The sequence below is a fragment of the Marispirochaeta aestuarii genome, assembly GCF_002087085.1.
Classification (GTDB): domain Bacteria; phylum Spirochaetota; class Spirochaetia; order JC444; family Marispirochaetaceae; genus Marispirochaeta; species Marispirochaeta aestuarii.
In genome coordinates this window covers 1-11,787 of sequence record NZ_MWQY01000029.1, presented here as the reverse complement: position 1 = coordinate 11,787, position 11,787 = coordinate 1, and the positions used below count along the sequence as shown (strand labels likewise).

8 protein-coding genes are annotated in these 11,787 nt (G+C 54.6%); 4 read left to right on the top strand and 4 right to left on the bottom strand.

Features of this window, described 5'->3' with window-relative positions; translation table 11 throughout:
• Positions 1–183: 183 nt before the first annotated feature.
• The gene (locus B4O97_RS17810; protein WP_158084386.1) at positions 184–1,110 is read right to left on the bottom strand and encodes a YhjD/YihY/BrkB family envelope integrity protein; all 927 of its coding nucleotides are present in this window, start codon (positions 1,108–1,110) and stop codon (positions 184–186) included.
• A gap of 145 nt (positions 1,111–1,255) precedes the next feature.
• Between B4O97_RS17810 and B4O97_RS17805 the strand changes: the two genes are divergently transcribed.
• From B4O97_RS17805 to B4O97_RS17790, 4 genes are read left to right on the top strand one after another with little or no spacing between them, the layout of a single operon-like run.
• Positions 1,256–2,209 carry an ABC transporter substrate-binding protein gene (locus B4O97_RS17805; RefSeq protein ID WP_158084385.1) on the top strand — a complete coding sequence of 318 codons (954 nt, stop codon included), beginning with the start codon at positions 1,256–1,258 and terminating at the stop codon, positions 2,207–2,209.
• The gene (locus B4O97_RS17800) at positions 2,206–3,249 is read left to right on the top strand and encodes a FecCD family ABC transporter permease (protein WP_083052869.1); all 1,044 of its coding nucleotides are present in this window, start codon (positions 2,206–2,208) and stop codon (positions 3,247–3,249) included. The genes B4O97_RS17805 and B4O97_RS17800 overlap by 4 nt, the downstream gene beginning before the upstream one ends.
• The gene (locus B4O97_RS17795) at positions 3,246–4,025 is read left to right on the top strand and encodes an ABC transporter ATP-binding protein (RefSeq protein WP_083052868.1); all 780 of its coding nucleotides are present in this window, start codon (positions 3,246–3,248) and stop codon (positions 4,023–4,025) included. Before B4O97_RS17800 ends, B4O97_RS17795 begins: the two co-directional genes overlap by 4 nt.
• Positions 4,026–4,084: 59 nt before the next feature.
• Entirely contained in the window at positions 4,085–5,047 is a 963-nt protein-coding gene (locus B4O97_RS17790; protein WP_158084384.1) for a D-2-hydroxyacid dehydrogenase, read from the top strand.
• A gap of 10 nt (positions 5,048–5,057) precedes the next feature.
• Here B4O97_RS17790 and B4O97_RS17785 read toward each other — a convergent pair whose 3' ends face one another.
• The 3 genes from B4O97_RS17785 to B4O97_RS17770 all read right to left on the bottom strand — a co-directional run bounded on the left by B4O97_RS17785 (position 5,058) and on the right by B4O97_RS17770 (position 11,704).
• Complete coding sequence (locus tag B4O97_RS17785) at positions 5,058–8,024, bottom strand: insulinase family protein (protein WP_083052866.1); 2,967 nt, start codon at positions 8,022–8,024, stop codon at positions 5,058–5,060.
• 12 nt (positions 8,025–8,036) lie between these two features.
• Positions 8,037–10,337, bottom strand: a complete 2,301-nt coding sequence (locus B4O97_RS17780; RefSeq protein WP_083052865.1) for a Tex family protein — start codon at positions 10,335–10,337, stop codon at positions 8,037–8,039.
• Between the two features lie 428 nt (positions 10,338–10,765).
• Positions 10,766–11,704, bottom strand: a complete 939-nt coding sequence (locus B4O97_RS17770) for a hypothetical protein (protein WP_083052863.1) — start codon at positions 11,702–11,704, stop codon at positions 10,766–10,768.
• Between the last annotated feature and the right edge of the window lie 83 nt (positions 11,705–11,787).

The following is an 11,787-nucleotide window of genomic DNA, read 5'->3' as shown; positions in this document are numbered from 1 at the left end:
GGCCTTTCAGTCCAGGTCAGATTGACCCGATAACGGGATTTTACGCTAAATCTGCGGATATTTCACTTTTTTTATTGGATTTCTTATGCGTCCTAGCATACAATGAGAATGGAGTAACTTACGAGGACATTTCAGCTTCTTCCATCGGGGGCCGCCTGCATTCATACGTCAGGCGGTCTTTTTTTATTCTGCACTCTCGCTGTTGATTCCGCCATCCTGAACTGTCCTTGTCTCAGGTTCTTCAGATACTGAGCTGTCTGTCTCCTCCCAGTGCGGAACCCATCCTGACATGTCACCTGCCGATTCACGATCATCCCCTTTTCCGAAAGAAGTAAAGCGAACGATAAGAGTAGCAAAGACTACAATCTCCGCCAGGATTCTCAGAAAGACTGCATAACTCACTGCTCCTGCCATAGCGCCGTATATAATGAATCTTCTTCCGGCATACCGGATAAGAGTGTTGCTCCCCAGGGCAGTCGCATACCAAAGCCCGGAGGATATCAGGGAAACAGGAATAAGAGAAAGCAGATTCAAACGTCGGCCCGCATAGATGATCTGACTCAAAGCGAAGAACAGGGCCGGTAGAATAATGACCAGCAGGGTTGTTCCAAAAGGCGGAAACTCACCGGCAAAATCAAGCAAATGATGGACTGTCTTGACTCCCAGCGATAGAACTGCAGAAATATAGATAAAAAGCAGCGTTCCGAAAACCATCCCGAGGGAGATCAGGTGTCTGCTGAACCAGCGATAACGTGGTCTGCCATGCAAAATCCGGATAATCCTGCCAAGGGATTCGAAAAGGAGAAAGACTGTCACAGAAAAGATCCCAACAGTAAGGATTCCAAGCGCCCCCTTCGACCTACCCAGGTAGGAAATCTGATTACGTACTATTTGACCGATCTGTGCAGGAAGAACATCAATCAGTTCAAGCTCCAGCAGTTCAAGTAACCCAGGAACCACATCGACCAGAACTGCTGCAGACCAGAAAACCAGAAATAAAAAGGGAAGCAGCCCAAGAAGAAGATTATAGGTAAGTCCTTTTGCCAGCATTGGACCATTGGATGCAGTATACATCTGCAGGACCTGTTTTATTACACCTGGTTTATTCATAGGCGATATTCTACCCTGAGGATTAAAAAATAGAAAGAAAAAGCTGCCTTGACCCCGGATAATACCCCGGTGTATAAAAGGTAGCGAGTCACGGCCCGCTGCTTTTGCGGCCCGCCCGCACAACCACGGGCAAGGAGCTCGATACTTGCATTCCTGCAGATTATTCAAATCCTGGCCGTTCAGACCGGCACTGGTTCTTGCGGCTTTATTTTTAGTATCTCCCTTCCTGATCGCAGGGGGTGCATCCGAGAAGCCTCTGCCCGACGATTCTCCCGCTGACGGTTTTCCTGTTAGTGTTCTCGATTCCTTTGACCGGAGGGTTATCATATCCAGGGAACCGAAGAGAATCGTTTCGCTGGCCCCGAACATAACGGAGATCCTCTTTGCTCTGGGAGAAGGAGACCGGCTGGCGGGGCGATCCAGCTGGTGCGATTATCCCCCCGGGGTAGAGAATGTTCCCGATGCCGGCAGTCTGATGGAGCCGAACATCGAAAAAATCGCATCCCTGCGTCCTGATCTGATCATTGCCTCTGCCCATTTTCAGCGGGGGAGCCTCGACAAGCTCGATCGCCTGGGAGTTCCGGTACTGATACTCTTTGGTCCGGAAAGTTTCGATGGCCTTTTCTACACCATCGACAAGCTTGCAGGCCTGGTGGATGCCGAAGCAGCCGCTTCCAGGATAAAAACGGACATGCGCCGGAGAATCGAAGCTGTACAGGAAAAAACTGCAGGTCTGGCGAGGCCGAAGGTCTATTATGTCATAGATTTCGGAGCCGGCGGAGACTACACCGCCGGGGGAAACAGCTTTATCCACCAGCTTCTGACCATGGCGGGAGCACGTAATATTGCTGAGGATCTGAAAGGATGGGCCTACAGCGTCGAGATGGTCATACAGGGAGACCCGGACCTGATAATCTGTCCGGATATTCCGGGATTCAGAGAGAGACTCACTGCAAGCCCGGGGTACCGCAGCCTGAGGGCCGTCAGAGAGGACAGGGTATTTCAGATCGATGTGGACCTGATCGACCGTCAGGGGCCGCGTCTGATCGATGGACTGGAAGTCCTGGCGGGAATCATCCATCCCGAGGCCTTCAGATGAAAACTCCTTCACGGAAACCCTTGGCGGGTCCCCTCAGTTTTACCCTCCCCATTATAATGGCGATGGTCATTCTTCTCTCCGCCTCCTTCGGTTCCGCCAGCGTGAGTTTCAGGGATTCCAGCGGGATTATCCTCAACCGGCTCTTTCCCTTTTTAAACTGGAGCTACCCCGAAACCATGGAGCTTATTGTACTCCAGATACGTCTTCCCCGGATTATCCTCGCCCTGCTGGTCGGTACCGGTCTGGCCGCGGGGGGAGTGGTATTTCAGGGGGTTTTCCGCAATCCCATGGCAGATCCCTATGTGCTGGGGGTCTCCTCGGGAGCCGCTTTCGGGGTAACCATGGCCATGGTTTCCGGCCTGTCCGCCCTGCCCCTTATAGGGCCCGGTCTGGTTCCTGCCTCGGCCTTCCTCGGTGCCCTGGCCGCAACCCTGCTGGTACTGGGCGTAGCCGGCGGGCTCAGGGATGCGTCCCTGATCAGCCTGCTTCTGGCGGGCATCGCCGTCAGCTTTCTCCTTTCCGCCGGCATCTCCCTGATGATGTACCTGAACCGGGAGCAGGTGGAATCAATCGTAATCTGGACCTTCGGCAGCTTCTCCGCCGCAGGCTGGGAGCAGATACTCCTGGCGGGACCCATTATTCTGTCCGCTTCGATCCTGATCTCCCTTTTCAACCGGGATCTGGATCTTCTGAGCATGGGTGAGGATACCGCAGGCACCCTGGGAATGCATGTTCAAAGAACACGCCTTTTTCTTCTTGTTACTGCTACCCTGATCAGTGCCGCAGCGGTTATGGTAAGCGGTATCATCGGCTTTGTCGGGCTTATTGTTCCCCACGCCGTACGCATTGTCACAGGTCCCCGCCACAGACTCCTCCTTCCCTGGGCGATGTTCAGCGGAGCCCTTTTCTGCGTGGTGAGCGATACCCTGGCACGGACCCTTCTTGAACCGACGGAGATTCCCGTGGGAATTATTACCGCCCTCTTCGGGGCCCCCTATTTTCTCTATCTGCTGCGCCGCAGGACGGGGAGACCGGCATGAAGGGGAAACTCGATGCCAGCGGAGTCAGCTTTTCCTACGGAAACCGCCGGGTTCTCCGGGATGTCTCCCTCTCGGTGCAGCCCGGGGTCTTTAGCGCCATAATCGGTCCCAACGGTTCCGGGAAAACCACCTTTCTCAAAAACCTGCTGCGCCAGCTGACCCCGCAGAGGGGTACTGTTCTGCTGGACGGCAGGGAAATACGCGAATTATCCCGCAGGGAATACGCCAGGGCCGCAGGGAGCGTCCCGCAGAATCCCTCCCTGGATTACGAATACACCGTTGAGGACATTGTCCTGATGGGACGGTACCCCCACCTGGGACGCCTGCAGCGACTCAGCGCCGGGGACAGGGAGATCGCCCATGAAGCCATGCGCCGGGCGGAAGTTCTTGAACTCCGGGACCAGCACATTACCCGACTCTCCGGTGGAGAAGCCCAGCGGGTCGTGATAGCCCGGGCACTGACCCAGGAGCCGCAGATCCTCGCCCTGGATGAACCGACCAATCACCTGGATATTCGACATCAGACTGCAATACTCGGACTTCTTAAGGATCTGTGCCGGGACAAGGGGATAGCCGTGGTGACGATCCTCCATGATCTCAATTTCGCCCTCGGTTATGCAGACATGGTACTGCTGCTGCATGAAGGTTCCGTCTACAGTTCAGGTCCCCCCGGGGAGATTCTGACCCCCCGGGCGATCGAGGAGGTCTACGGAGTTGAAGCGGCGGTCACGACAAATCCCATAAATGGTAAACCCCACATCGTCTACCGCACATGAAGATTGCCTTGTCCCTTTCCGGCGGCAGGGCTATATTCTACACACAAGGAGTTTATCGAATGAAGTATTTAATCTATGGAACAGATCCGGCGAAGGCGGATGACCAGCTGATCGATAAGATCCGGTCCATTGCGCCAGGATATGAAGTCGTCTGCGGAAAAACGGAGAAAGAACTTTCCCCGTACCTTGCGGATGCGGAGATCGCATTCCGGGAGGTAGATACCGAACTGCTCCTCAGGATGCCCGCCCTTAAATGGTTCCAGGCCTGGACCGCGGGGGTTGACCATCTGCTGGAAGATCCCCGGATAATGAAGAGCTCCTTTCAGATCAGCACCGCCAGCGGAATCCATCCGGTAGCCATGACGGAACACATTTTTGCCCTGCTCCTGACCCTTTCCCGGGGACTGCAGTACTCTCAGGATTTTCGCGGCCAGCACAAATGGAAAAAGGTACCCTCCCTGCGGCTCTTTGAACTGGAGGGGAAAACCATGCTGATCCTGGGGGCCGGTGCCATCGGACGCCGCAGCGCCACAATCGCCAGGGCCTTCGGCATGCGGGTAATTGCCGCAAAACGGCGTCATCTCGACCGTCTTGGTCCCTTTGACGAAGTTGTTCCCTGGGAAGGCTTCCGGGAATACCTGAAAACCGCCGACGTGGTGCTGAATATTCTTCCCCTGACTCCGGAGACTGAAGGGCTCTTTGGTCCCGGGGAGTTCAGCCTGATGCATCCGGAATCGGTTTTCATAAACGTTGGCCGCGGCAAAACCGTCGATACGGACGCACTGCTCGAAGCCCTTGAAAAGGGAAGCATCGCCGGTGCATGTCTGGATGTAATCGATCCGGAGCCCCTGGGCAATGATTCTCCCGCCTGGAAGATGGACAACCTGATCCTGACCGGACACTACGCGGGGGTTACGCCCCGTTACGAAGAACGGGGAAACGCGCTTTTTCTCAGTAACCTGGAACTCTACATAAACGGAAAAGAACCGGCAAATCTGGTTGACCGGGAGCGGGGATACTGAGCCCCGCCTCCTAAACCGGGAGGTTCAGATAGTCGGAAGCGAGTTCAGGAATAATCTCCGCTGATTCCTTCCATCCCTCCCTGCTGGTTACCAGGACCGCCTTTGCATGAGCATCCAGGGCAGACATCAGCCTTTCGGCAGCCCTGCGTATATCCTCAGATCCGGCGGAGAGAATTATTTCCCGCTTTTTCTGTCTCTCATCGTCACTGATTGAGTAGAGTCTTCGTCGAAAGGCGAGCATCCCCTCCTCACCGGGGGCCAGAGGCCGGAGTTCCCGTCCCGCGACACTGATAACAGCTTTTTCCAGGAGCAGAGGATCGGTACCTTCCTTCAGTTCCGCCAGGGAATCCCGGAATGCCTGGAAGGTCCGGAACGTATGGGGATCGCGATAACTGGCCATGGCAAAGACACCTTCGGTTGCATTCACCGAAGCAAAAGCACCGTAGGCCCCGCCCTGCATACGGATCTTCTCCCAGAGGGATTCGACCTTCAGGATATGGGCAAGAAGGTCCTCATAGGGATGCTCCCTGTCTCCCAGTCTGGAAGAAGGAAATGCCAAAGCCGCGTAATTCACCGTTGTCGGAATAAGCAGGGCCTGGTATCGGGGAACGGGCAGGGCATCAGCGAGGGGTCGCTTTTTCTTCTTCTCTCCGGAGGGAAAGGCGGTGAAAAATTCCGTCACCGCCGGTTCAATTCTCTCCAGGAGACCGGTATCCGCGGTTATATTCAGAAGCATGCGTTCGCGGGTCAGGAGCTTCTTCCGAAGTGCGGACATCCTTCGGGAGAGCTTTTTCCAGGAATCATCGAAATCGCTGCTCAGGGCGTTTATATACAGAAACTGTTCGATCCCGCGCCACAGCTCTTCCAGAGAAAGAACTCCGGAGAACCCACGGGATGCCCGTAAAGACGCAAAGGAGTGTCCCGAAGATACCACTGCAGAACGCATATCATTCCGCAGTTCCAGGAGTTCCTCTTTCAGTCTCTGACGGTCATCCAGAATTCCGTTGTTCAGAAGTCGGCTGATTATCTCCAGAGTCCGGGGCAGCTCAGCTTCCAGGGCCTTGATCCGGAAATAGAGATAGAGCGCCGGATCATCAGGTGCATCGATCCTGTCCGAGGCCTCGAGGAAAGAGTAAAAACCTCCGGAATGGCGCGCCAGCAGGGTGGCCACCCGATCGTAGGAAACCCCCGGGTATCCCGTATTGCAGAGATACTTTGAAAAATAGGGCAGGAGCAGGTACTCATCCTGTTCAAGCCCGGAGACATCAATGGCAAGATCAAGATACACCACGCCGTTACAGAAGGTCTCATGAAGGGAGACGGGAACCATTCCGGCCCTGCCGTTCAGGAGATGATCCTCCAGGGAGTATCGTTTAACTTCCCGGGGCAGATCCTCGATGGAAACACAGGGGACCTTCGCAAGCTCCTCCGCCGAATCCGGCGTCTCCTGGAAGCTCGTCATCAGGCGATACTCCTCAGTTACCTTTCGTACTCCCTCACCTCCCAGTTCAGAGACCTTCCTGGAGAGCCACTCTTTTTCATCCTCTTCATTATGAAGGTAATACTGATCATCGGGACGAATGGTAACCACCACCCGGTTGGTATTCTCCAGGAGCTCTTCCCTGATAAGCCGGGAAAAATAGTCCGGCTCCCGCTGAAGACGGGTCTTGAGGGACTGAATGACCTCCTCATAGCGCATCGTCGTCTCCGGTCGATGCCCGTGGAGCCATCCCCGCAGAGCTCTTCCCATCAGCCTGAGTCCGAAAGGAACACCTCCGCGGATTTCCCGGTGACGGAAATCGATTCTGGCGAGAGCCGCTTCACGAAACTCCCCGGGGATTCCCTCCGCGGCAAGGTTTTTCAACAGCCCGAAAATTGTATCCTCGAGGCTTTCTCTCCTGTCCGGATCCATCCCCCTGAGACCGGCGGAAAAAACCAGGTCCCGGAGTTCCGAATCCAGTCCGCAGGAAGGAGAAAGGTCCTCTCCCAGCCGCGAGTCCATCAGAGCTTTGTAGAGAGGTGAGCCGGGGTTTCCCAGCAGTATTTCGGCAAGTACCTCCCATGCAAGGAGGTATTCCGGATCGTCAACATTCCTCAGGCGCCAGCTCACCAGCACACTGGCCCCGTTTTCGCCTCCCCCCTCATCCCCTGAGCCGGCGGGAGCGTTGACCGTCAAGGTACGGGGAGCATCCCAATCCGGCTCCATGCTTATGGAGGCATCCACCTGCCGGGGCGAGTCAAAGGATGACAGAAACTGCTCCTGCAGAAAGGCCAGCTGTTCTTCCGTGGGGATGTTACCGTATAAAAAAATCCTGCAGTTGGAGGGGTGATAATAATCGGCGTGATACCTGCAGAACTCTTCGTAACTCAGCTCCCTGATAGCCTGGGGTTCACCGCCGGAATCATAGCCGTAGCTTGAATCGGGAAAGAGACCCCGATATGACCACTCCCCCACAAGGGACTCGAAGGAGGAGTAGTTTCCCTGCATTTCGTTAAAAACCACCCCGGAAAGTTCGAGGCCGTCCTCCGAGGGCTGAAGGCGCACTCCCTCCTGCAAAAAGATCTCCCTGCGCAGAAGGGGAAAGAAAACAGCGTCTCCATAGACGGTCATCAGGTTATAGTAATCCCTGGGGACCGTACTTGCTCCCGGGTAGACAGTCTTGTCAGGGTAGGTCATGGCATTGAGAAAGGTATTCAGGCTCCCCTTCAGCAGTACAAGAAAAGGGTCCTTGATGGGAAACCGCCGTGATCCGGCGAGAACGGCATGCTCCACGATGTGAGCGACCCCGCTGTTGTCCTTCGGCGGGGTCTTGAATACGAAGGAGAAAAGATTCTCCGGATCATCGTTATGAAGATGAAAAAGCTCCAGCCCTGTGGCTTCGTGACGCGCGCTGATTCCCCTGCCGCGGAATTCAGGAAGATCACTGACCGATTCGATGCGGAAGCCGTGGATGCTCTGACCGTGGTGCATATTCATACGGGGATGCAATCAGGACAAAAGATCGGCAAAGGGATTGTATGAGTCGCCGGAGCTGTTATCGCTCCTGCCGCCCCGTCCGCCGCCGCGGTTACCGCCACCTCGATTACCGCCGCCCCGGGGTCCGCCGCCGCGGTTGTCATTCCTGGGAGGTCGCCGGTCGTTGCTCCGTTGAGACGGGGCACCGCTCTTCATGGTAAGGGCGATCCGCTTGCGATCGACATCGACCTCAAGAACCTTGACCTTGACCTGCTGATGAACCTTTACAACGTCCGCGGGATTCTGGATGAAATCGTCGGAGAGTTCCGAGATATGTACCAGTCCGTCCTGGTGCACGCCGATGTCTACAAAAGCACCGAAGTTTGTTACGTTGGTCACGATACCGGGGAGTTCCATACCGGGTTCCAGCTGGGAAATCTCGGTGACCCCTTCTGCAAAGGCGACAGCCTCAAACTCGTCCCGGGGGTCCCGGCCGGGTTTCGCAAGCTCGGTCATAATATCTTTCAGGGTGGGAAGCCCCACATCCCCTTCGACATAACTGGCAAGATCGATCTGGTCCCGCAGGGAGGCGTCATCCATCAGAGCCTTTATATCAACGCCGATATCACTGGCCATTTTTTCCACAATGGGATACCGCTCGGGATGAACCGCGCTTCTGTCCAGCGGATTCTCACCCTCCTGGATACGCAGAAATCCGGCGGCAAGTTCGTAGGTTTTGTCTCCCATTCCCTCTATGGACTTGAGATCTTCCCTGGTTTTAAAGGCACCGTGAGTTTCCCGATACTTGGCGATGGAACGGGCGATCTTTCCGCCCAGACCGCTGACATACTGCAGCAGATGGGGAGAGGCTGTATTTACCTCCACCCCCACGGAGTTGACCGCGGATACCACAACATCGTCAAGGCTGCGCTTCAGGAGCTTCTGGTCCACATCGTGCTGGTACTGCCCCACGCCGATGGCCTTGGGATCGATTTTGACGAGTTCCGCCAGAGGATCCATCAGCCGCCGTCCGATGGATATAGCACCCCGGACTGTAACATCGTAGTCCGGGAACTCTTCCCTGGCCGCTTTTGAGGCGGAATAGACCGATGCTCCCGACTCGTTGACCATTACCAGGGGAATCTTGAGTCCCAGGGTCCGGACAAAGGCGAAGGCTTCCCTGCCGCCGGTACCGTTTCCGATGGCAATGGCTTCGATTTTATATTTATCGATCAGCTTCCGTACCGTTTCCGCGGCGTCCTGCTTGCGGTTGCGGGGAGGAAGGGGGAAAATCGTCTCGGTATGAACCAGGTCTCCCTGGGCGGTCAGACATACAAGCTTGCAGCCCGTTCGAAGGCCCGGATCAATGGCCAGTACCGGTTTCTGTCCAAGGGGGGCTGCCAGCATGAGGTCCTTGAGGTTCTGGGCAAAGACCTGTACCGCGGCCTCGTCGGCCCGTTTTTTTATCGTTTTTCTGAACTCATTCTCCAGGGAAGGAGCTATCAGGCGCTTGTAGGCATCCCGGATGGAAAGTTTCAACTGTTCGGTATCGTCGTCTCTGCCGTTGGTGAAACCCCGCTCCAGCATGTCGATGGTGGCCTCTTCGTCGGGGTGGATGTGAACCGTAAGAAATCCCTCGTCGGCCCCGCGCAGGGCAGCCAGAACCCGATGGGACGGCGCAGAGAAAGCTTTTTCGGACCAGTTGAAATAGTCCTTGTACTTGTGGGCATCCCGGTCCCGTTCCTTGCCTTTGACGACGGTGGAAGAGATTGTGGCTTCGTCCTCAAACAGGTGGCGCAGGTCAGCCCGCACATCCGGGTCCTCGCTGATCCATTCTGCAACGATGTCCCGGGCACCCTGAAGAGCGAACTCTACAGAATCGACCCCTTTCTCCGGATCAACCGCCTTTTCGGCTTCAGCCAGCAAATCGATATGGTCCTCGTCATAAATCTTGTGGGCAAGATCCTCGAGTCCCTTCTCCTTGGCAATGATGGCCCGGGTACGACGCTTGGGCCTGAAGGGCAGATAGAGATCCTCCAGATGGGCCATAGTGTCAGCGGCATTAATCTCTTTTTCCAGTTCAGGAGTAAGCTGATCGTGCTCCCGCATGGTATTCAGAATCGCTTCACGACGCTTGTGCAGCTCCTTGAGCTTTTCTATTCTGTCGCGAATTGCGATAATCTGCACCTCATCGAGTCCGCCGGTCGCTTCTTTACGATAGCGGGCGATAAAGGGCACTGTCGCACCTTCTTCGAACAGCTTGAGTACCGCTTCGACCTGTCGCGGTTCGATACGCTGTTCCAGTGCGATAACCTCCGGGTAGCTTTCTGGCATAATTTCTCCTTGAACCGGCATATATCTCAGTGGCCGGTGTATTCAGGACCTGCACAAGTAACCGCGTTCCCGCGATTTCGGGCGGGGCGGTGATGCAGAGTCGTTGTATTAGTCATTTACGTTGCTGAACGGAAAGACATGGGATGCAGCAATGATAGCAAAGAAGGGGAATAATGACAAGTGCGGGACGCAGAGGGGGAGGAGACCACGCAGAGGCCGCTGAGGAACGCAGAGGGAGGAGAGGACGCAGAACCACGCAGAGGCCGCTGAGGAACGCAGAGGGAGGAGAGGGCGCTGAGAGCGCAGAGGGGAAGAGATCGCAAAGAGGAGAGGGCGCGGAGTTGTCGTGGGATGCGGGGTTGGTGATTGGACATGAAAAAAGCCCGGCGGGGTGTGCCGGGCTGGAAAGTTTTGTGTAAGGCGTTTTTTTAGAACTTCAGGTAGCTTTTGAACTGGAAGATAACAGTGCTGGCAACATTCTCATTCTTACCCATGAGGGGGATAGAATAGCCGGCTTTCAGTTCGAAGGGCATGGTGGTTTTAAAGAACGCTGCTACGTAGGGGGTCATCTTCAGAAAGCTGGTTGCTGAGTCATCAACCTCATTACCTTCTACTTCATAATCCGGGGTAAGAACCCAGTTAAAAGGAAGGCTTCCGGTTATATCCAGTTTCTCGTTTACCGGATAGGTGTAAACAGGCTCCACCTCGAAGGTTGTTTTATACCCGTATTTATACTCCTGATCTGTTCCTGCTGGATTCGGGCTTGTTCCGTTTTTATCAACGGGGAGATAGAAAATAGTTTCATTGTAAAGATTTACGAAAAAAGACGAGCTAACTAGATAGTCAAAATAGAGTCTTGCACCAATACCCAATGCCCCATTATTAATCTCTTTAGCTTGGAAATCATCACCAGCCACCACGTTGTCATACTCTTCTTCCCAATCCGGATTAGATAAAGGAACAAGAAGTCCTGCTGCAGCAGCGAAACGCATTGTGTCATTAGGCACAAATCCGTTCGGTCCAAGGATCTGACCTTTAGCCCCGATAAATAGTCCCATGGGGCCATTAAGATTAGCTTTATCGTTATCTTCAACCTCAGACCAAACGTTATAACCAGGTGTCCACTGCAGTGCAATAGTGATCTGGTCAGTAGCACCGTACTCGAGAGCACCAGCTAGATTAAAAACAGAGACCTTACCGTTGGGAGCATCGAATTTATCACCGTCCTTGTCGTATTGCTCATCAAACGTGTTATAAATACCTGCAATAGTCGTCCTCAAAACCCCCGCGGGAAGGACTTTTGCGTCGTCGGCAAAGGCGGGGATTACGATCGCCAGAGCCAGAAGTAGAAGTGCGAGTTTCTTCATGCTCAATCTCCTAAAAAATTTAGTTTTACCTAAAGTGAGCGATTCCGAATAGAAATGAACTCCGCCAGCGGTTTTACCCTAGC

Coding starts and splice junctions, on each gene's coding strand:
- B4O97_RS17810 (WP_158084386.1), bottom strand. CDS start 1,110: ATGAATAAACCAGGTGTAATAAAACAGGTCCTGCAGATGTATACTGCA.
- B4O97_RS17800 (WP_083052869.1), top strand. CDS start 2,206: ATGAAAACTCCTTCACGGAAACCCTTGGCGGGTCCCCTCAGTTTTACC.
- B4O97_RS17795 (WP_083052868.1), top strand. CDS start 3,246: ATGAAGGGGAAACTCGATGCCAGCGGAGTCAGCTTTTCCTACGGAAAC.
- B4O97_RS17790 (WP_158084384.1), top strand. CDS start 4,085: ATGAAGTATTTAATCTATGGAACAGATCCGGCGAAGGCGGATGACCAG.
- B4O97_RS17785 (WP_083052866.1), bottom strand. CDS start 8,024: ATGAATATGCACCACGGTCAGAGCATCCACGGCTTCCGCATCGAATCG.
- B4O97_RS17780 (WP_083052865.1), bottom strand. CDS start 10,337: ATGCCAGAAAGCTACCCGGAGGTTATCGCACTGGAACAGCGTATCGAA.
- B4O97_RS17770 (WP_083052863.1), bottom strand. CDS start 11,704: ATGAAGAAACTCGCACTTCTACTTCTGGCTCTGGCGATCGTAATCCCC.